The sequence below is a fragment of the Brumimicrobium mesophilum genome, assembly GCF_003025005.1.
GTDB classification, from domain to species: Bacteria; Bacteroidota; Bacteroidia; order Flavobacteriales_D; family Crocinitomicaceae; genus Brumimicrobium; species Brumimicrobium mesophilum.
In genome coordinates, this window is sequence record NZ_PVSS01000009.1 from 44,939 (window position 1) to 66,031 (window position 21,093).

The following is a 21,093-nucleotide window of genomic DNA, read 5'->3' on the forward strand; positions in this document are numbered from 1 at the left end:
CACACAAGAATTTGACAAGGAATAAGAACATACTATTTTACCTAACAGCATTAGGGATTTTCATTCTTTTGAAACTACTTTATACTTTATCCGAAACAAGTGATTTATTATTTATACTCAGTCCAACAAATAAAATAATTGAGCTCATCACTGGTTCCCAAGCAACATTCATTATTGGAGAAGGTTATTTTTATGATAAATTGAACATTATCATTGATAAATCTTGTTCAGGATTTAACTTTTGGTTGCTCTGCTTCCTAATGCTTAGTTTTCTAAGCATTAAATATTTTACCAGTTCGTTGGTTAAAGCTTTAATGCTGTTAATTTCATTCGTTGGAGCATACATTTTTACGGTTCTAGTGAATAGCTCAAGAATATTCACCTCAATAATTATAGAAAAGAAATTTCATTCTCTACCAAACCAATCGGTAATTCACGAAGGTATTGGAATAATTACTAACCTCACATTTTTGATCCTCATCTATTTAGCTGTGGAAAAAATATTACAAAAACGAAACTCACATGCGAACATTGCTTAATCCAAAATGGCTATTTCTTGTAAATACCTTACCAATTGTAATTTTATTTCTCCTTTTCAATAATGATTTTCAAATCATAAAAACCCTGCTCGATGAAGAAAATATTATCGTTTGGAAGAAGTTTGGTTGGACTTTGGGAATATTAGGACTAGCTAATTTCGGCTATGCTATTTACTTGACGCGAAAACAGAAAAATATTTCAATTTGGTATGCATTAATCGCACTACCAACATACATCACTTTCATTTATTTATATGGATTTTATTCTCATGAGATAATTCCATTTTCGATTCCACGATGGATGATTTCTGAAAATTTACTCGTTTATGTGGGTACGTTCTTAATGCCTACTTTAGCTTATGCATTATTTATTCTAGTAACTCAAATAACCATTAAAAAAGATGATCCTAGAGCATGGAAAAGTCTATTTATCGCCATTTTTATTCCTGTAATCTGGTATATCTTTTCACAAGTTATACTTCCACTTTGGCAACCTGTGGGAGATAAGTTCGGAATCCACTCTATGCTAATACTACTCATAATTGGCACACTATTTTTTTTATTTTTCCTTACGCAAAGCGCACTTATCCTTTTAACAAAAAAAGCGGATACATTACAGAAATATGAACTCGTTTGGAAAATTCCAATTGCAATTATATTCCCAATAATAGGCTTGTTGGTGAATAATGGCTCTTTTTCCAATGGTTTTAGTACCACAAGCTCTGGTATTTTCGGAGATTTCAATAGTTATTGGTATTTCATATTAGCAATTCTCAATGGAATATTCATCTGTTTGCCAAACCTTGAAAACAAGATTTATAGAACTTTTTTATTTATTGGAAGAAGCATTACACTAGTTTACACATTCTATTTCTTCGTGGTTTTTCTTCCTTTCTTACCCCTTTCCGTAGTTGCCATTATTGCAGTAGGAACAGGATTTTTAATGTTAACGCCTCTGCTCCTATTTATCCTTCACATCAATGAATTGGTTAAAGATTTCAAATACTTAAAAAATCAATATTCTTCTACGCAAATTTGGTCCATATCAATTGGAGGTTTCTTGATAATTCCACTGTTCATAATCGCTAGTTATTCCAGTGATAGAAACACCTTAAATGAAGCTTTAGCCTATGTTTATAGTCCAGATTATTCAAAAGAATATGATATTGATGAAGAATCGTTAGAAAAAACTTTAAGTGTTTTAAGAAAACATAAAGTCAATAATAGAGGTGGAATTTTCGGAAGTCAACAACCCTATTTGTCCACTATTTTCAATTGGATAGTTTTAGACAATCTAACTTTATCAAACTCCAAAATAGACAATCTTGAAAGTATATTCTTAGGAAAAGAACCTCGAAATGTAAGAACAGACATTATTCAAAATAATAAGGTTGAAATCACTGAGATTACTTCTAAAAGCACTTTTGATAAATCTCAAAATGCTTGGAAAAGTTTGATCGATTTAGAAATCACGAATAAAAACGAAGATTCATGGATGGCAGAGTATGCCACAACAATCGATTTGCCGGAAGGAACATGGATTAGCGATTATTATCTCTATGTTTTTGACAAGAAAGAAATGGGGATTTTAGCTGAAAAAAGAACTGCAATGTGGGTTTTTTCTAGCATTAGAAATGAGAACAGAGATCCTGGAATTTTGTATTATTTATCAGGAAACAAAGTTGGATTTAGGGTTTTTCCATTTGCAAAAAATGAAGTTCGGAAAACTGGAATTGAACTTTTACACAAAGATCCAATTCAAATAACAATTGATGATCATGCACTGAATCTTGGACAATCTCTCAACAAACCAAAACCACATTTAAGTGTCGAAAATGATAATGCAGTTTATGTTTCAACGTCAGAAAAAGAGAAATTAAAGGAAATTAAAAGAAAACCATATTTCCATTTTTTAGTCAATTCAACCGCAAAAGAAAACATTAAGAAATACATTAAACGCATTAAAGCAATTGCAGAAAAACATAAAGATTTAGCTGAAAATGCGAAAATCAGCTTTGTAAATAAATATGTAACAAGCACTTCTTATAATTCCAATTGGGAAGAGGAATTAAATAAGCAAAACTTTGAGGGCGGATTTTACTTGGATAGGGCCATAAAGTCAACGTTATATAATTCATACAAAGCTCAAGAAAAATCTTATCCAGTGATTGTTGTTTTAACTGATGACTTAGAAAATGCTATTTTGAATAAAGACTTTTCAGATTGGAATTTTGCCTTTCCTGAACCAGATATATTCTATAATTTGACCAAGAATATAAAACTTGAACCTCATTCATTGCTTGCTAATCCAAAGTTAGTTACAAAGGACAGTCTAGCTCTGTCATTTGATCAACCTGTATTGGAATATCCTTTATCTGACAAAAGTATTCGCTACATCTCAAATGATGAAAATCCAAGCATTATTCTAAAATCAGACAAGTTTGAAAGTGATGAGAAAAACATGAAAGAAAATAACTGGAATTCCGCATTAACGATGCAGGCTATGTGGAGATCTCAAATTCTTCATCCAGAAACAACCCAAACCGAATGGTTAAACCTTGTAAAACACAGTTTTGTTTCCAAAGTAATGTCGCCCGTAACTTCGTTTTTAGTAGTAGAAAATGAAGCTCAAAAGGCTATTCTAAAAAAGAAACAGAAAGAGGTTTTATCAAGCAATAAAGATTTAGATATTGGAGAGGACACAAGACGAATGAGCGAACCAAGTTGGCTTATTTTGGCGATTTTGTTGGGAATCACAGTCTATTTCAGAAAGAAAAGGCAAGTTCAACATTGAATTTCAATGTAAATATTCAATAATCGTTCAAATAATTTTAAATTAGTTCATATTTTAGAAAGTAAACGCGAATTATTCTACAAATTATCTACTATGAAACTTACAATTTTATCACTGTTACTTTTTTTGAACTTTAATTTTATAGTTGCCCAAACTGCCGAGGAATACAATCTTCAATCAATTGAAAAGGCAAATGAAGGTAAATATTCTGCTGCATTGAAAGATATTGATAAGGCATTAGAGATCGACTCATTAAATATTGAGTATTTAATCTCCAAAGCTTATTTACATTATGATTTAAAAGAATTTCAGGAATCTTACAACGTTTTTTCTCATGTAATATTTTTGGACGGAAATTCTGTTTCGTACAATGGTAGAGGAATGGTTATGGAAACAGTTGGAGAAATGGAAATGGCTATTGAAGATTACAGCATGGCCATTGATAATGCCGAAAATGATACTATTAGAGCGAGCGCTTTATCAAATAGAGCTGCATCCTATTCGAAAATCAGAAATTTCAATCTTGCCTATGAAGATTTAATTAAAGCTTATTCAATTGATTCAACAAGTTTGTCCGTTTTGACTAACCTCGGAGCAATTTGTGACGAAATTGGAAAAGGTGATGAAACGCTGAAATATCTACTCAAAGCTTTGGAAGTCGACCCTGACTTCTACCCTGCTTATGGAAATATTGGATACAAATATCAAGAAATGGGACAACACGAAATGGCCATTAAATATTACGACAAAGTGCTAGAATTCAATCCTGAGGAGCCTTTAGGCTACAGTAACAGAAGTTTTAATTATTATAAACTAGGTGATTTTAAACAAGCAATGAAAGATATTGACAAGTCACTTAAACTGTATCCGTCGAACTCGTACGCTTATAGGGTTAAAGCACTTATTTTACTGAAAGACGGGAAAACAGAAAAAGCATGTGAGAATTTACAAATAGCAATAGAATACGGATTTACGGAACGTTTTGGAAATGAGGTTTTGAGTTTACAACGAGAGTTTTGTAAGTAATGATTACACAATAGAAATCGGATGTTTAATGAGGGCAAACGCTTATAAAAAATATTTAATGCCCGCAGATTGGATTGCTTGTGCAATTGTTGGAGGAAAGATAAATTTGAAAATAAGTAATGGAAATAGCGTATAAATTAACGGAAAAAGACTTTTTAGATTTTCAAATGTACACTGCATCAAAAAATGAAAGAATCAATAAAAAGAAAAATAAATCGTGGATTTTAATTGTAGCAGCTTCTCTGATTTTAGGAATCTATTTTTACTTTCAGAATAACATCTTTACATCAATTTATTGCCTTTCATTTTCAATAATAACTGGTCTTTTTTATCGTAAATATTTTATTTGGAAACATAAAAAGCACTACCAAAACTTTATTAAAGAAAACTACAGTAAACAATTTGGTAAACCAATAAAATTAAATTTCGGAAACGAATATATTCATTCAAGTGATAAAACGGAAGAAGGGAAATTCAAATTATCTGAAATTGAAATCATAAATGAAACCCACTATCATTTGTTTTTAAAAATTTCACCAAGTATGTCCATTATTATTCCAAAAAGAGAATTGTTAGACATTCAATCGTTGAAGAAACACATAGCGTTTGTTGGAATTAAAATCAATACTGAATTGGATTGGACATGGAAATAGCTTTAGAAAACAAACACACAGTACTCTAGCTATGGACGAATTGAAAACCATTTTTGATATACCTAAACCTAAGAATTCAAGTCATATTATTTGGACGCATGTCACAACATCCGTTATAACTTTTGTTGGCACATTTGCCTTAATTATTTTTGGTCCTATGTTTTTAGGAGCTAAAACAAGACTAGGCAATTCTAAAACCAGCGCCCTAAATATAATAGGATGGATGTCAGAAAACCCTGAGATTACTTATTTAATCTGTTTTATGGTCGCTGTAATTGCCAATATTTATATCTATTGGAAAAATTCAAAGTGTAAATTCGTTCAGAAAATTTCCATTGTTGAAAATCGAGTTCATTTCCAATTAATTGATTTAATGTTTAAGAAATCTGTGGATTATTCTATACCAATAAATGAATTTGAGATCAAACTAAAATCTGAAAAAGAAGGTGAACAACTGAAAACAAAGAAGATATCATTTTACAAATTAAATCAAGGAAAGCCTTTTGCTGAAATTCTTACACGTCATATTATTTGGGAAAAGCATGTCCTTAAAATGAAAACCCTTTTAAAAGCCCTACATAATTCAGGGGCAACAATAAATCGAAGTTCAAGAGATAAGAAATCTCTTATGTCAAATCTTTTTAATTAACACATTAGAAATTTGAAAAACCAAGTCTACAAAAATCATTAATTTCGATGTCCAAGTAAAAAGTGAATTCAAACTTGACCCAGAAAAAATGAAAAAGAAAATCATCAAATTAGCATCCAACCTCTTCCCTACTGCAATAACAAATTTTGCTTTCGACCAATTGATGAATCCACAAGTTCATAAATTACGTCAAAATGAATTAGAAATTATAGATAAAGCAGAAAAGGAAATATTCAAGTACAATGAGTTCGATATTCAATTGTACACTTGGAAAGGAGGTAAAAAAACAGTCTTTCTAATTCATGGTTGGGAAGGTCAAGCTGGGAATTTTTCAGATATAATTGTAGCACTTTTGGAAGACGGATACACCGTTTATGCTTTTGATGGACCTTCTCACGGATATAGTAGTAAAGGCAAAACTAGCCTTACAGATTTTGCAAACTTGGTGGGAGTGTTAATCCGAAAATTTAAAACCAAACATTTGATCAGCCACTCTTTCGGTGGAGTGGCTACAACTTATGCATTACACGACAATCTTGATTTAGAAATTGATAAATATGTGCTCATAACCACTCCCGACAAATTCGAAGAGAGAATTGATGAAGTTGCTGAAATGGTTGGAATCAACAACAAAGTGAAAAGCAAACTCATTTCTAAATTAAAAAAAGAGTCGAACATGAATGTAAGATCGCTAAATGTTAGTGATTTTGTAAAGGAAGTAAACGTAAAAAGTGCAATTATCTTTCACGATAAAAACGACAAAGTCATTCCCATTGAAAGATCTAGAAATGTTCAAAGAAATTGGAATGTTTGTGAATTTAGAGAAATTGAAGGCACTGGCCATTTTCGTATATTGAGAACGAAAGAGGTGATTGATGGGGTGATTCAATATTTGAGTTAAAATTATAGAATACTCAACCCATTTATAAATTGATTTAAATTAAACGAAAAAAACAGCAGCGCACAAAAGTGAAAAATCTAAAAACCATATTGTTCTTAATATTTTTCCTTGTCTTGCATATAGCTTTAGGCCAAAATTCGAATAACTCTTTCAAAATCAAAGCTATTTTGATCGATTCATTGAGTGATCAGCCTATTTCTTTTGCTTCCATTTACAAAACCAGAGATACAAAAGGAACATTAAGCAATTATAACGGTGAATTCACACTAGAAAACGTTACCAATGGTGACACTATTATTTGCTCGTTTGTGGGTTATGAAAAGTTGATTTTCATAGCTCAACAAACAAAAAAATACTCAAAAATCTATCTTTTACCAGAAGCTCAATTGGAAGATGAGGTTACTATTCTTGCTGATGATGCGTTTCTTTATCAATTAGTTTCCAATGCGAAAAAGTCAAATACTACTGCGAAAAAAGTAGCTAAAACCTATTTCGAATTAGAGTCATTTCACAACAACGCCCAATTAGAATTATTTCAAGGATATTACAATGGAACTTTTAAAGGTTATGATGTTTCCGAGTTAGAAATGAAAAATGCACGTTTTGCTTTAGCTCCAATCGAAAATCGGTTTTTTATTTCAACGGAAACTTCCAAAGCGATGTATATGCAAAACTTGATGGAGTCAGATGCTTATTTTCCAACTGGCCCTTTGGAATTAAGTTCGCGAAAACTCAGAAAAACTTATTGGCTTTCTTTAAATACTAAATTCAAAAACGAAGAAAATAAAATCATTTATGCCATAAAATTCAAACCTAAAGTAAGTAAAAATCATTTTTTCCAAGGAACGGTTTGGATAGATTCATTGTCGAATAAATTAATTAAAATCAAGTTTAACATCGAAAATGCACGAACTCATCCTTTTCAGGCAATTTGGTCTATTCACTCTTTGGAGAAAGTAAATTTAGAATTATCAAAAAGTTTTATCGAAATAGAAGGTGAAATGTTTCTAAATTCAATGGACTTCAACTACAATTTAGCTTACAAATCTGAAAACGATTCGCTTATCAATATTTCTACCAGAGCAATTTTATATGCATATAATTTCAGTGATGAATTTATTCTTCCCTTTTTTGATTTCGCTGAAGTTTCAAATGCAGATTATCGAAAAATTCAAATGCTGCCCGATAATCAAAAGTTTTGGGCTTGCACAAATGAATTTAAAATAGAAAACAACAGTATAAAAAGGAACTCCTTCATCAACGAAAAAGCGAAAATTAAAGATTATAACTTTTTCGATACAGACACTTTATTCAAGAAAAATTTCTTTGAACAGTCTTATGCTGTATGGAATGGAAATCGATTCTTACTTAAGGAAAAAATTGATGAGACCAAGCAAAATGACTTTCATAGGAGGAAAATACCATCCAATTTATATCATTTGGAAGTTCAATTATTTATGGACTTAAACATACTGTGTGATACATTGCAAATTATCACAAAAACTGTTTTCGACCCTTTCGATACTTTCTATAATCTACCAATGACCAAGGAATCTCAAGCTTTTATCAATATTTATTTTGACTTAATGGAAATTGAAAGACGAAAAATGCATGAAGAACTTCTCCTATGTGGAAATGATTTGAATTTGATCAAGAAAAAATATAAGAACTCTAAAATCAAAGCATTAGAAATGAGTGAAATCTACTTTAAAGAAATGCAAAGAGGTACAAATCGTGAAAATTTGTTGAAATGGAATGAAGTGGTGAAGAGAGAGTTAAATATTGATAATTTTACTTTGTTTGAGGTTGGTATGGATTAGAATTACTAAAACTAATTAATCCATCAAGAAAACACATGAATAAATCAGAAATCCAATTCTAAATTTTTAAAGAAATTTCCATAACTTGTTACTTTATTCATCTAGACAAACTATTGATTATGATAACAAAAATTACTGCACTCTTTTCAGCATTGCTGTTTTTAGGAACAACTACAGCCCAAACTTGGCAACAAAAAGCCAGTAATCCCGGTGATGGAAAACATCATCCAGTTTCTTTTTCCCTCAATGGAAAAGGTTATAAAGCAACTGGGGTAACTGTTGCTAATGAGTCTACATCAGATTTCTTCGAATATGATCCAGTTACTGATACTTGGACTACTTTACCGGATTTCCCTGGCGTAGGTCGAGGTTTTTCAATTGGAGATACCTGGGACGGAAAAGCTTATATGGGATTTGGATATGGTGCAAACAACTCTTATCTAAATGATTTGTGGGTTTTTGATCCAGCAACAGGAGTTTGGACTGAATTGGCTACGTGTCCTTGTGAAGAAAGAATTCATCCTTCATTCGTAATTGAAGACGGTTTACTTTTCACTGGAATGGGAAACAACGACGTAAGCGGAAATATGAAAGATTGGTGGGAGTACAATATCGCAACTGATACTTGGCGTCAGCTTCCAGATTTACCAGGATTAGAAAGACATCATCCCTTTATGTTTTCAGCGGATGGAGATGTTTACACAGGTTTAGGACATGGAGACGGACCGGGAACAAATGTATTTGTAGACTGGTATAAGTGGGACTTAACAAACGAAAACTGGGTTCAATTAAATGATTTCCCAGGTGAAGGTCGTGTAGCAGGTTCACAATTTAACATTGGAGATAGAGGTTTTGTTATTAGTGGTGATGGAGACAACCACAGTTCTATGCCAACTGGAGAGTTTTGGGAATACGATTACCAAACTGATTCATGGACAGAATTACCTCCACATCCTGGAGTGAGCAGATGGGCTCCTGGAACTTTCGCTATTGGAACCACAGTATATTTTGGAGCTGGAGAAGTGAGAAATGGAGCTGAAGCCGGATTAAAAAATGACTTGTGGAGCTTTGATTTAGACCCAAGTCTTAGCATGACAAATGAAGAATTAGCTTCAAACATTGTTCTTTACCCTAATCCAGCTGTTTCAACTATTCAAATAGATGGAATTTCTATGGATGATAACGCAGAGATAATTATTACGAATAGCGCAGGTCAAGAAGTGCTAAAACAAAGTTACTCGAACAATGAAATCAACATTAAAAATTTGAATGATGGACTGTATTTCATGACTATTTCAAATCCTGAAGGATTATTGAAACGCGTTAAGTTTGTTAAAAATTAAAGTTAAAAAAACCTGATCATTGCTTATTATGATTAAAATTAAAGAAACATATTTCAGGAGGGGATGAATCAATTCAATGCAAAACTAGATATTATTGTTGGAAATCCATTCGTATTTGTCCCCTCTGAAATACTCAATTCAATTTTCGAAAAAGCCAATAAGAACAAAGGGACAATTCCAATTAGAGGAAATGTTAATGGAAAACCTTATCAACAAACTTTACTGAGATACAGTGGAGAATGGCGACTTTACATCAATATGAAAATGCTTAAGGATTCACCTAAAAGAATAGGTGAAATTATTGAAGTTGAAATCGAATTTGATCCAAGCGATAGAACAATAAAACCTCATCCGAAGTTAGTCAATGCTTTAACTGAAAATAAAGAAGCCAACAATGTTTTTGAAAGCTTATCTCCCTCCTATCAAAAGGAAATTGTAAGGTATATTTCATTCCTAAAAACCGAGAAAAGTTTAGAAAAAAACGTGAATAGAGCAATTAATTTTTTACTTGGAAAAGAAAGATTTATAGGTCGAGATAAGCCATAATTGAAAATAGTAACATAATTTAGTAACTAATTTTCATGTTAGAATTGAATTAAAATTCGCAAATTCACCTAAAAAAATCAAGTTTAATGAAATTTACATTCCCCTTTGCAGCAATTCTCCTGTTTTTGATTTCAACATCTTGTGAATTCAATCAATCCGTAAAAAAGGATTTAGCAACCGGTGCTTATTCGCGAGGAGATGGAATTAACTGTGATGAAGTTTCAATCAATATCAACGAAGAATTAGACAATCGAAATGAATTTATTTTTGGAGAAGGAGTGGTTATCTATTTTAATGATATTCAAGGACTAAAAAAAATCGAAGGAAAAACCTATCCTGGAATGTCAATTTACATTATCAAAAATGAAAAAGATACAGTTGTTTCGAATGCAAATTTATTGGAAGAAGTGAAGGATGGTACAGATTTATCTCCTCTGCAATTGCACGCAAAGTTTGGAGCTATTTTTCCATATAAAAACGATGAAGAATACAAATTATTCGTTGAAATATGGGACGAAAAAAGTGATGGTAAATTCAACTACGAATTACCTTTCACCATCAAAGAAAACGAACTTTTAGAGATTAATTCCAAAGGAATCAAGTATTCACAAATTTATTTATGGAATGAATCCTTGAAAAGTCCGGTCTTTAAAAACCACATAGACAGCAGAAGTGAATTAATTTTAATTCTTGATGGGATTGAAGGATTTGATTTAAATCAAGGAAGAGCTTTCCCAACTTTCTCAATAGATATAACTGACAATAGTGGAAATAAAATATTGTTTACACCAAACCTACTTTTTGAAAATGAAGATATTGGTTTTAATCCTGACAATTTGAAAAAACAGCTATACGCTAAGTTCAATTTTTCTTCTAGTCAAGTAGATAATCCTTGTAAAGTAGTAGCTAAATTGAAAGATCAAAACTCCAATAAGGAACTGATCGTTGAAACTGAGTTAATTGTTGAGCACCACAACGAATAAAGAATGACTAAAATTTCAGAATTGACACATTAAATCAACATGGATCTATTTAGCGACGATATTAATATTTTACCCTTTGATGGAGAAGTGAATTACTACGGGCCTGTGCTCTCACAATCCAAAGCACAAGAGTATTTCGAGAAATTAATGGACAACATTCAATGGGAAAATGATAAAGCAATCATTTTCGGGAAAACCATCATCACCAAAAGAAAAGTAGCTTGGTACGGTGATCAACCTTTTGAATATACCTATTCGAAAACCACTAAATCTGCTTTACCTTGGAGCAAAGAACTTCTGGAATTGAAAGAAATCATCGAAAAAAAATCGGGTGAAACTTTTAATTCTTGTCTGTTGAATCTTTATCACAGCGGCGAAGAAGGAATGGCGTGGCATAGTGATGCCGAAAAAGATTTGAAAAAAAATGGCGCTATTGGGTCTTTGAGTTTTGGTGCAGAGCGCAAATTCTTATTTAAACACAAAGCTTCGAAAAAAAACGTTTCTGTCATTTTAGAAAAAGGGAGCTTGCTCGTAATGAAAGGAACAACTCAAACTAACTGGTTACATCGCTTGCCACCAACAAAAAGGGTGAAAATTCCAAGAATTAACTTAACTTTTAGGACAATTGAAATTAAGCAATAACTTAAAGATATAATGATTTACAAATTGGTGAAACTTTAAATTACTTGGAACCTCAAGGTTGGAGAAATTGGAGGGCTAAAAAAAAGAGTATCGCAGTCAATAAGCTAAAAATGGACAAAGAAAAACCTAGAATATCGAGATTAACTGCAATTCTCACTGAATTACAATCGAAAAACATTGTAACCGCAACAACTATCGCTGAAAAATTCGACATCAGTATAAGAACAGTCTACCGTGACATAAGAACATTAGAAAAATCTGGAATTCCAATAATAACAATTGAAGGCAAAGGATATTCTTTCGTTGATGGCTATAAAATTCCACCAATAATGTTTACTGAACAAGAAGCAAATGCATTGATCACTGCCGAATTGCTCATTAAAAGAAATAAAGACGAATCTTTGACCGAACAATATGAAAGTGCTGTTACCAAGATTAAATCTGTTTTAAAATATTCACAAAAGGAGAAAACAGAATTATTATCAGACAGAATTCAAGTTCGAAATAACAAAGAAAATGAAAAAACCAGTAAATATTTAATTCAACTTCAAACCACGATTTCCAATTACAATTTGGTAAAAATCGAATATAAATCTTTAGCCAATAAATTAAGCCAAAGAGAAATAGAACCTTTCGCACTTTATACAACCCAAGATAATTGGGTTCTAATTGCTTTTTGCAGAAATAAAAATGATTTCAGAGCATTTAGATTAGATTGTATACAGAAATTGAAAATTTTGGAAACTCATTTCGAACCACATAAATTATCGCTTCAACAGTATTTAGAGAACTGTAGTGCGAAATATTCAAGGAAAAGATAAATATTTCCTAACACCCCTGACACACCTTTGACATTCACCTCAATTATATTTGCATTGAATATTAAAAACAACAAAATGGAAAATGTGAAAATTGAGTCTTTTAAGGTCATCGGAATCTCTATCCGTACAACGAATGAAAATAACCAAGCCGCTGAGGATATTGGGAAATTATGGGGTGAATTCATGTCTAAAAACATTTTAGGTCAGATTCCAAACAAAATAAATAATGAAATATATTCTCTTTATACCGATTATGAAAATGACCACACTAAACCATATACAGCGATATTAGGTTGTAAAGTAGAGAGTCTGAACGAAATCCCTAAAGGAATGATAGGCAAAAACATATCAGGTGGAACTTTCAATAAAACTTCCGCTAAAGGTGATTTAACTAAAGGTTTAATTGTTAATCATTGGTCAAAAATATTCGGAATGCCTTTAGATAGAACTTACACCACAGACTTTGAAGTATTTGGTGAAAAAGCTCAAAATCCAGCAGATGCCGAAATCGATTTTTATGTAGCAATCAAAAAATAAAAATCGGTATTATGGATTTAAGAAAAACCAAAATTAAAACCGAACCGAAATTCGATATTGTATTCGCAAATTATCCTGACTTTGTTCGGGATAAAATGCAAATGTTAAGGGGATTGGTCATTGAGACTGCCAAGGAATCCAATGGAGTTGATATTTTAACTGAAACTTTGAAATGGGGAGAACCAAGTTTCGTTACCAAAAATGGAAGCACATTAAGAATGGATTGGAAAGCGAAATCACCAAATTTTTATGCAATGTACTTTCAATGCAATAGCAGATTAATAGATACTTTTAAGTTAGTTTTTGATAAACAATTTCAATTTGAAGGAAATCGTGCAATTGTATTTCAATTGAATCAAAAAATCCCAGAATTGGAATTGAAACAATGCATAAAAGCTGCACTAAATTATCATTTAATGAAAGATCAAGCAACTTTAGGAATATAAAAATGTTCTAAGAATCAAGATAATCTCTTACTTTTAGGAATACCAAAACTTAATAAACTAAAAGAAAATCAAATGAGAAAATTAAAACTTCAAATTCAACTTTCAATCGACGGATATATCACAGGACCAAATGGAGAAATGGACTGGATGGTTTGGAACTGGGACGACAAACTTAAGTCTTTTGTGAATGAATTAACCCAACCAGTAGACACTATTTTGTTGGGTAGAAAATTGGCTTAAGGATTTATTCCTCATTGGACAGATACCTTCGAAAAGTCTGATAAAAAAGATGAATTCGCTCAAAAAATGGTTGAAGCTGATAAAGTTGTATTTTCAAAAACTTTAGACAAATCAGAATGGAAGTCAACTGAAATAGCCAAAGGTGGTCTCAAAAATGAAATCGAAAAATTAAAAAAATCAGAAGGCCATGACATCATTGCTTATGGAGGAGGTGAATTTGTTTCATCATTAATTCAAGAAAATTTAATCGACGAATATTACTTTTTTATCAATCCTTCGATCTTAGGAAGTGGAATGACAATTTTCGAAAAAGTAGATTATAAAACAGATTTGAAATTAGTGGAATCTCAAGCTTATGATTGTGGAATTACAGTTTTGAAATATGTTAAATGATTTTTGACAAGTAAAAACTAATTGAAATATAAAGTTGTGGAAATGATCAATAAGAAATTAACACTAAAAGAAATCCTAATTGCTATTGGATTACTCATACCAACTTATTTCATAATTGCTATTTTCAATATTTCCAATGAGGATTTGTATAACAATGATATAGATACAATTTTTAGCCAAGGAAGTTTTATGAATAAAACAGCATACATTCTATTTTGGATTTGGTTAATTATTATAATTTTATGGGGATTGAGTATTATTAATCGTTTTATTAAACAATTAAAATCAATACTTAAGAATTAATTAATAACATCACTTCCATGGCCAACGAAACAAAAATTCACTCAACAAATTACGTCAACACCTTTATTGAAGTTGCTGAAGACACAAAATCTACTACGGGAACGGTTCCACCAAGGAAAGGTGATAAGAAAACAGTGGCTCTAATGCAGTATGAATTGATTGCTAAACATCCATATAAATTCACATCAGACGATATATTCTTTCAAGTGTTTGCAGAAAGAAATGATTTAACTAAAGTAGAATTAGGGGAAGCCAAAGAAAAATTCTTTTCCAAAGGTCAACCTTGTTTTAGGGCTTCACCGCTAACTAAATCTTATGGATTTGGTGTTCATAGCGATGAAGAAGGGAGAATAGCGCTTTACGGAATGGAATCAGATGAGTATCAAAAGTATTTAGCTGAAGACAAAATCAAGAAGGTCAAAGCAATGCGATCAAGTAAAAAATAAACATATGCTATTGTTTACACATTCCATTTTTTATGAAATGCAATTAGAGCTACTACTTAACTATTAGCTTCCTAACCTCAACTTCCTCATTGGTATAAACCTTTACAAAGTAAACTCCTGAAGATACTTTAATATTCTTTAGTTTAACTTCCTTTGTAATTTCAGTAAAATTGAAACTTTTCACTAATTCACCAGTACCGTTAATTAATTCAACTTTAGAAATAGAACCTGTTGAACTAATTAATAAGTCGCGCCCTGAAATTAATGGATTTGGATAAATATTTAAGTAATCCCAAGCATCAAACTCAACAGATTTTATATCAGAAAATGAAAACTGACCATCAAAATCAATTTGCTTTAATCGATAATAGTTTATTCCTGTTTTTGGTTCTCTATCCAAATAATCATATTCAATTATCTCAGAACTATTTCCTGCTCCATCAACTATAGTAATTGTTTCAAAATTATAACCATCCGTAGATCTTTCTAAGTTGAAATAATCATTGTTTAACTCTGAAGCAGTTGACCAATTCACCATTGCAGCAGATCCCTGTTTTTCAACTTTGAACTCTATTAATTCAATTGGCAAAGGATTATTTGCAGTTGTAGTAGCTATGGTAAATGGACTGAAGTTTGAGATTGTTCCTGCTGAAGTAACAGCTCCATTAGCTGCGGTTCCAGTATTCCCACCATTACCATGGTCTTTCCAAATACTACCATCCCATCTGCTAACCAACAATTCAATTGGAATATTAACTCCACTACAACCAAATGTAGGAATATCTCGATAAGAAAGAGTGACTTCCACAGCTATTGTACTTATACCGTTTAATTTATCCAATATCCAATACTCACAATCACTGACATGATCAATAGAAGTTTCAACAGGATTATCCGGAGTTCCACTTGTCACAACATCTTGTGGAAAATATTCAGCTCTAAATTCAGCATTAATAACATTAGGCTCAGAAATGCTAATTGGTCTATAATATCCTTGTTTACCAACTGGAAAAACAAAAGCAGGTTTTCCTATCTTTGAAATTGGCCCCTCCACAAACCCATTATCAGAAACATTACTAACAATAGAACCATCGACCATTGTCACTAGATTCGTTAAGCTCGACACAATGTTTCCCTGTACCATTCTTAAGTCCTTATCAATGATAATCGGTGTCCCCAAAGTAATCTCTTCATTTGGATTTTGTGTTTCTAGTGCCCTAAACTCTGGCCTTGGAGTTGACCCCACTGCAGAAATAAATTGTGGTATTGTTCCATCCATAACAACACGACCGCCACTATTTGAACCAAACACTACAATTGTAGCAGAATTAACTGATATCGCTCCTTCATAAGTGCTCGAGGCATTATATGTTGGTAATATTGCACCTGAACCGGTTTCAACATATGAAACGTCATCATTGAAATCATTACCATTAAGATTTGCAAAAACAAGATTTCCTGCCCCAGAATTTTTAAGTATTGCAGTCCCATTAAATGTATTCCCTCCTGAACTAAGATCATCAATAGCTCCAGTTTTTTCTAGAAAAGCTGGAGAATTGTAAATAGATGTATTTGAAAACATTCTCGAACTAATGAAATTTACCGGCCCATTCCATTCTGAGTCTCTACTTTCAAATCTCGTTAAACCTAATAACGGAACAAAGCTTTGAGTCGTGGTTCCCAACTGTGTGAAATTTCTGAACAATAATCTTTTTCCTATAAAATCGCTAGTTCCAACAGAAATGGAGTAACCGACACCCAAAGTTCCTTGTCCTGCTGTGGTTGATGTTCTTCTACCAAAGAATATTCCATCATCAACGCTAGAAGCTCCATTGGTCGTGCTATTAAGCAATATATCACCATTATATGCATTTGAACTTTCGACATCTGAATTCAGAAGAATATATGAATCTAAGGTAGACGTCGCCGAATTGTTAAGGTTTAGGGTATTATTAAAAGTAACATCTCCTTTCAGTCCAGCAACTATCCGCTTGACATCCCCACCATTACCTAAATTGACTAAATTTGAAATTCCGGTTATATTCACCACTGAACTTGGATTTCTAGCTATGATCAATTCTCCTACAGTAGAAATAGCAGTATTTAATATTTCCAAACTCCCTAAAAAGTTAATATCACCTTCATACCCAAGAATAACACCAACATTGCCAGCAATAGCATTATTACGCACAGTGGCACTTCCTCCAACTTCAAGGGTTGACATAGCAGTATATGAAAAAATGCTGTTTTGAGACGCTCCTGTAGACGTAGTCACTACGTCAAGATCTCCATTAATTACATTCCCGGCACTATTATAAGCTACATGTAAATCACCTGAACCTTCACTTATTACTTTTAAATTCGCGTTCCAAGTATCAGGATTGGTATTTCCCATTATGAAAGAACCAGAGCCTGTATTACGCATAGATGAATTAGAATCAAAGACATTATTTCCTTCGCTTAAATCTGGATTTATACCCGTTTTTTCCAAATGGGTAGAATCTCCATAATGACTGTCTCTTGTTGTAATTCTTGGACTAATAAAATCTCCTCCTCCTTGCCAATCACAAAATAAGATTGTTAGTTCAGTATCAGTACCTGTTGATATAACAACCTGAGGTGTGGAGCCTAATTGGGTGAAATTTCTAAAATACAACTCACCAGTATCAAATCCAGCGGCCCCAATAGAAATAGATTGACCAGCTGCCAAGATTCCAAACCCACCTGGAATAGGAATACCACTTCCGTTTCCAAAATAAATTCCATCGGAAGAAACACCTGTATTTGTCAATACAATAGCTCCATTATAATAATTAGTGCTTCCTGGGAAGTGATTTAAATAAATACCACTTAGGGTAGCTATAGCATTATTTTCGATGATTAGGGAGTCGCCAAATGTTATATCACCACTGTATCCCATATACATCCTTCGCACATCTCCAGAACCGTTGTTTACGAACTTTGCAACGCCAGAAATACTAACTGCAGATGGTTCGGTCTCAGCAACACGAATCGTTGTACTATCCCCTGTAGCATTTTGAACTATATCTAGTCTTCCTCCAATGTTTACATCTCCCTCATTTCCAATATAAATATTACTTTTCTCTGCAGATGAAGCTGAAAGTACATAGACATTCCCCAGAATACTGATAGACGAAGTACTTTCATTACTAACCGCTATATCTTTTGAAATACCTGAAGTAAAAATAAAAAGATCACCATCAATACTATTTCCCGGGCTTGTTTCCGCTATTTCTAACGTAGCTGAACCAGAATTATTCAAAATTAAATCCTTATAGAACTCATCTGGAAAACCAGTTCCGAACCTAACATTACCGGAACCAGAATTACTAATCACTGTACTATCCTGAAAGTAATTACCACCGGATTCATTATTACCTGGACCTGTTTTTTCTATGACTGTAACCCCTATAAAAGTTGAAGCTTTCAATTCTATCTGAGGTGCAATTACGTTTAAATCTCCTTCGAATGTTGTATTGTAGTTTGTATAGAATTTTGATGTACCCGTTAAAATAATGTTTTGGGTTGTATTACCTGATTGAGTAAAGTTTCTCAAATTTAAATCCCCAGATGTAAAGCCATTTGAACCTACCGTAATTGTTTTTGTATTAGCCATCACTGACCCACCTAATGTTCCCCCAATTTCCACGCCAATTCCATTTGATGAGTTTACTTCAATATCCTCATTAAATTGTGTTCCTACACTACCAGCTGCCAGCCTCAAACTAGAAATTCCAGTATTGAATAATTTAACTTCTCCATTAAACTCATCAGGATTGGTAAAACCAAAATAAAAATAACCAGACCCAGTATTTGTAAATGCAACTTCGTCATGAAAGATATTACCTCCGCTCCCAGCAGTGTTTGTACCTCCAGTTTGAGTTGCATTGATAACACTATAGAAAGTACTATTTCCAAAACGAACTTCACTTGCCGTTATATTCAAATTAATATTTGACGCTACAGAACCTAAGGTAAACGAATTGAAACTAATCTCACCAGAAGTTACAATATTAATAGTCGAAACACCTGAAGAATTTATTATTGTTCCACCACCAAAAATACAATTCCCAGTGGCTCCTGCTACAGGTTGAAATGTATTACCGTTTAAATCAATTGTTCCATCATAGCCAGTTGTAATAATTCCAGCTATACTTACGTTAATATCTAAATCACAATCTGCCCAAACCCCTGAAGTAAAAATTGCAATATCCGCCGAACCAGGAACAGATGCTGGGCCTCCACTACCAAATACATCTGTCCAATTATTTTGATCATTCCAATTCGTTGTTCCCATACCAATCCAAAACCTATCGGCAGATAAAGCGTATGAACTAAGTAGAATTGACAAAAGAAATAAAATTGAAACTCTCATTTATTTGAAAATTTATATAAACAATTGAATATTATTGATTTATGACTGCAAAAATACTAAAATAATGTAACTTATAGAAATTGAAAATTATTAGACTTGTATATTTTTATAAACACTAAATCATTAATAATTATAAAACGAGCTTTTTCCGTACTTTTCAGCTAAAAAACACAGCAATTTTAAAATTATGAAATATCTACTCACTAATCAAGAAACAAAAAGGCTAAAATTTAGACTTTTAGATGAAAATGATTTTGAAATTTGGAAAGAGTTATTCACAGCAGAAAATGTAGGGAAATTTTTAGATATGGATCCAAATTTAACACCTCGACAAATGTGTGAAATTTGGTTTAAAAAATCACTTAAAAGATACGAGGATAAAACAGGTGGAATGAATGTTATGATAGACAAACAATCGAATCAATTAATTGGTCAATGTGGCTTACTCATCCAAAACATTGACAATGAAGAAAGACTAGAAATTGGCTATTCTGTTTTACCTAAATTCTGGAATAATGGTTACGCTTTTGAAGCAGCTTTAAAATGTAAAGAATTTGCTTTCAAAAACAATTTAGCGAACTCCCTAATATCCATGGTTCATTTTGAAAATATTGGTTCAGAAAAAGTTGCTAAAAAAAATGGAATGTCGCTTGAAAAAAGAAGTGGAGATTATAATATATTCAGCATAAAAAAGAAAGATTGGTTTTAATAAATTGATACAAAAACTCTTTCTAATTTTCTATTTAACCTTGAATAGAAGTTAATTAAACCATTATTTAAAATTGTTTTGCTAATTTTGATTTCTCGAAACATGAGCAAAAAAATGTTTTTATAATTAGAATTATGGCAGAAAAAAAAGTGTTTAAAGCAAGTGATGAAGCAAAAGGAAAAGCGAAACAATTAAGAATGTTCGCTATTTTAGCTTGGATTCTTGGAATGGGAGGTCAAATCTTTGCTATTTTTAAATTAATCAGTAACGAAACTTTAACTTGGTTAATCGTTGCGATCGTAGCTATTCTAATTTTATCCATTACTGGATCATTACTTTGGAAAAAAGCCAACAAATTAGATCCGGCTTCAGAAAAAAACAAGACTAAATTCTTTATTCAAAATCAGTTGGGTGCGATAATGGGTGTATTGTCCTTTCTTCCATTGGTAATCCTGATTTTCATGAATAAAAACATTGATGGAAAAACGAAAGGTATTGCTGGAACAATCGCCGCGGTCGCATTAGTTATTGCCGGAATTACAGGTGTTGATTTCAACCCACCTTCAGTTGAAAAATATACCAAAGAAATCAATGAACAAACTGAGGTAGTTAAATCACTTAACCATGATACTGACAATGTTTACTGGACAAAAGCCGGAAATAAATACCATATTGAGGGAGATTGTCAACACATTAAAGGACGTGATGTAATCAACAATGGAACAGTTAAAGAATCTTGGGACCAAAAAGGAATTTCTGAACTTTGTAAAACCTGTGAAAAAAGAGCATTAAAGAAGAATGAAGAAGCATTGATTACACCAGAAGCAAATGAATTTCTACCTTCCGAATAAATTTTCCTCAAACTTTTAAAGCTCCTTAAACATATTTTAGGAGCTTTTTTTTCAA

19 protein-coding genes and 1 pseudogene are annotated in these 21,093 nt (G+C 32.3%); 19 read left to right on the top strand and 1 reads right to left on the bottom strand.

Annotation, left to right across the window (positions count from 1 at the left end; translation table 11 throughout):
• Positions 1-11: 11 nt before the first annotated feature.
• The 17 genes and pseudogenes from xrtK to C6368_RS10500 all read left to right on the top strand — a co-directional run bounded on the left by xrtK (position 12) and on the right by C6368_RS10500 (position 15,082).
• Positions 12-539 carry an exosortase K gene (xrtK, locus tag C6368_RS17640; RefSeq protein ID WP_107039144.1) on the top strand — a complete coding sequence of 176 codons (528 nt, stop codon included), beginning with the start codon at positions 12-14 and terminating at the stop codon, positions 537-539.
• Entirely contained in the window at positions 523-3,333 is a 2,811-nt protein-coding gene (locus C6368_RS10425; RefSeq protein WP_107039145.1) for an MSEP-CTERM sorting domain-containing protein, read from the top strand. Before xrtK ends, C6368_RS10425 begins: the two co-directional genes overlap by 17 nt.
• Before the next feature lie 93 nt (positions 3,334-3,426).
• Complete coding sequence (locus tag C6368_RS10430; protein ID WP_107039146.1) at positions 3,427-4,359, top strand: tetratricopeptide repeat protein; 933 nt, start codon at positions 3,427-3,429, stop codon at positions 4,357-4,359.
• A gap of 119 nt (positions 4,360-4,478) precedes the next feature.
• The gene (locus C6368_RS10435) at positions 4,479-5,012 is read left to right on the top strand and encodes a YcxB family protein (RefSeq protein WP_107039147.1); all 534 of its coding nucleotides are present in this window, start codon (positions 4,479-4,481) and stop codon (positions 5,010-5,012) included.
• A 40-nt stretch (positions 5,013-5,052) separates the two neighbouring features.
• A complete protein-coding gene (locus C6368_RS10440; RefSeq protein ID WP_159038551.1) occupies positions 5,053-5,661 on the top strand; it encodes a hypothetical protein in 609 nt (202 codons plus the stop codon).
• Between the two features lie 88 nt (positions 5,662-5,749).
• Positions 5,750-6,562 (top strand): alpha/beta hydrolase, encoded by an 813-nt coding sequence (locus tag C6368_RS10445; protein ID WP_107039149.1) that lies wholly within the window; start codon positions 5,750-5,752, stop codon positions 6,560-6,562.
• 68 nt (positions 6,563-6,630) lie between these two features.
• A complete protein-coding gene (locus C6368_RS10450) occupies positions 6,631-8,382 on the top strand; it encodes a carboxypeptidase-like regulatory domain-containing protein (protein ID WP_159038552.1) in 1,752 nt (583 codons plus the stop codon).
• Positions 8,383-8,501: 119 nt separating this feature from the next.
• Positions 8,502-9,725: a T9SS C-terminal target domain-containing protein gene (locus C6368_RS10455; RefSeq protein WP_107039151.1), complete on the top strand. Its 1,224-nt coding sequence runs from the start codon at positions 8,502-8,504 to the stop codon at positions 9,723-9,725.
• 63 nt (positions 9,726-9,788) lie between these two features.
• On the top strand, positions 9,789-10,271 hold the full coding sequence (locus C6368_RS10460) for a YdeI/OmpD-associated family protein (protein ID WP_107039152.1): 483 nt from the start codon (positions 9,789-9,791) through the stop codon (positions 10,269-10,271).
• An 86-nt stretch (positions 10,272-10,357) separates the two neighbouring features.
• On the top strand, positions 10,358-11,254 hold the full coding sequence (locus tag C6368_RS10465; protein ID WP_107039153.1) for a hypothetical protein: 897 nt from the start codon (positions 10,358-10,360) through the stop codon (positions 11,252-11,254).
• Between the two features lie 39 nt (positions 11,255-11,293).
• Entirely contained in the window at positions 11,294-11,896 is a 603-nt protein-coding gene (locus C6368_RS10470) for an alpha-ketoglutarate-dependent dioxygenase AlkB family protein (RefSeq protein ID WP_107039154.1), read from the top strand.
• A 110-nt stretch (positions 11,897-12,006) separates the two neighbouring features.
• Positions 12,007-12,717 carry a helix-turn-helix transcriptional regulator gene (locus tag C6368_RS10475; RefSeq protein WP_107039273.1) on the top strand — a complete coding sequence of 237 codons (711 nt, stop codon included), beginning with the start codon at positions 12,007-12,009 and terminating at the stop codon, positions 12,715-12,717.
• A gap of 75 nt (positions 12,718-12,792) precedes the next feature.
• Complete coding sequence (locus tag C6368_RS10480; RefSeq protein ID WP_107039155.1) at positions 12,793-13,254, top strand: GyrI-like domain-containing protein; 462 nt, start codon at positions 12,793-12,795, stop codon at positions 13,252-13,254.
• Between the two features lie 11 nt (positions 13,255-13,265).
• On the top strand, positions 13,266-13,700 hold the full coding sequence (locus tag C6368_RS10485; protein ID WP_107039156.1) for a DUF1801 domain-containing protein: 435 nt from the start codon (positions 13,266-13,268) through the stop codon (positions 13,698-13,700).
• 72 nt (positions 13,701-13,772) lie between these two features.
• Positions 13,773-14,333 (top strand): annotated as a pseudogene (locus tag C6368_RS17400) (dihydrofolate reductase family protein).
• Between the two features lie 42 nt (positions 14,334-14,375).
• Positions 14,376-14,636, top strand: a complete 261-nt coding sequence (locus tag C6368_RS10495; protein ID WP_159038553.1) for a hypothetical protein — start codon at positions 14,376-14,378, stop codon at positions 14,634-14,636.
• Positions 14,637-14,653: 17 nt separating this feature from the next.
• Complete coding sequence (locus C6368_RS10500) at positions 14,654-15,082, top strand: DUF6157 family protein (RefSeq protein ID WP_107039158.1); 429 nt, start codon at positions 14,654-14,656, stop codon at positions 15,080-15,082.
• Between the two features lie 52 nt (positions 15,083-15,134).
• Here C6368_RS10500 and C6368_RS10505 read toward each other — a convergent pair whose 3' ends face one another.
• Positions 15,135-19,478: a T9SS type A sorting domain-containing protein gene (locus C6368_RS10505; RefSeq protein ID WP_107039159.1), complete on the bottom strand. Its 4,344-nt coding sequence runs from the start codon at positions 19,476-19,478 to the stop codon at positions 15,135-15,137.
• Between the two features lie 187 nt (positions 19,479-19,665).
• On the opposite strand from C6368_RS10505, the gene C6368_RS10510 reads away from it, so the two are divergent.
• Positions 19,666-20,187 carry a GNAT family N-acetyltransferase gene (locus tag C6368_RS10510; protein WP_107039160.1) on the top strand — a complete coding sequence of 174 codons (522 nt, stop codon included), beginning with the start codon at positions 19,666-19,668 and terminating at the stop codon, positions 20,185-20,187.
• A 134-nt stretch (positions 20,188-20,321) separates the two neighbouring features.
• Positions 20,322-21,038, top strand: a complete 717-nt coding sequence (locus C6368_RS10515; protein WP_107039161.1) for a hypothetical protein — start codon at positions 20,322-20,324, stop codon at positions 21,036-21,038.
• The last annotated feature ends 55 nt before the right edge of the window (positions 21,039-21,093 follow it).

Bases quoted from the DNA above. Each gene is read 5' to 3' on its own strand.
- C6368_RS10515 (WP_107039161.1), top strand. From the start codon at position 20,322: ATGGCAGAAAAAAAAGTGTTTAAAGCAAGTGATGAAGCAAAAGGAAAA.
- C6368_RS10465 (WP_107039153.1), top strand. From the start codon at position 10,358: ATGAAATTTACATTCCCCTTTGCAGCAATTCTCCTGTTTTTGATTTCA.
- C6368_RS10500 (WP_107039158.1), top strand. From the start codon at position 14,654: ATGGCCAACGAAACAAAAATTCACTCAACAAATTACGTCAACACCTTT.
- C6368_RS10455 (WP_107039151.1), top strand. From the start codon at position 8,502: ATGATAACAAAAATTACTGCACTCTTTTCAGCATTGCTGTTTTTAGGA.
- C6368_RS10470 (WP_107039154.1), top strand. From the start codon at position 11,294: ATGGATCTATTTAGCGACGATATTAATATTTTACCCTTTGATGGAGAA.
- C6368_RS10425 (WP_107039145.1), top strand. From the start codon at position 523: ATGCGAACATTGCTTAATCCAAAATGGCTATTTCTTGTAAATACCTTA.
- C6368_RS10445 (WP_107039149.1), top strand. From the start codon at position 5,750: ATGAAAAAGAAAATCATCAAATTAGCATCCAACCTCTTCCCTACTGCA.
- C6368_RS10475 (WP_107039273.1), top strand. From the start codon at position 12,007: ATGGACAAAGAAAAACCTAGAATATCGAGATTAACTGCAATTCTCACT.
- C6368_RS10495 (WP_159038553.1), top strand. From the start codon at position 14,376: ATGATCAATAAGAAATTAACACTAAAAGAAATCCTAATTGCTATTGGA.
- C6368_RS10460 (WP_107039152.1), top strand. From the start codon at position 9,789: ATGAATCAATTCAATGCAAAACTAGATATTATTGTTGGAAATCCATTC.
- C6368_RS10485 (WP_107039156.1), top strand. From the start codon at position 13,266: ATGGATTTAAGAAAAACCAAAATTAAAACCGAACCGAAATTCGATATT.
- C6368_RS10510 (WP_107039160.1), top strand. From the start codon at position 19,666: ATGAAATATCTACTCACTAATCAAGAAACAAAAAGGCTAAAATTTAGA.
- C6368_RS10435 (WP_107039147.1), top strand. From the start codon at position 4,479: ATGGAAATAGCGTATAAATTAACGGAAAAAGACTTTTTAGATTTTCAA.
- C6368_RS10505 (WP_107039159.1), bottom strand. From the start codon at position 19,478: ATGAGAGTTTCAATTTTATTTCTTTTGTCAATTCTACTTAGTTCATAC.
- C6368_RS10430 (WP_107039146.1), top strand. From the start codon at position 3,427: ATGAAACTTACAATTTTATCACTGTTACTTTTTTTGAACTTTAATTTT.
- C6368_RS10480 (WP_107039155.1), top strand. From the start codon at position 12,793: ATGGAAAATGTGAAAATTGAGTCTTTTAAGGTCATCGGAATCTCTATC.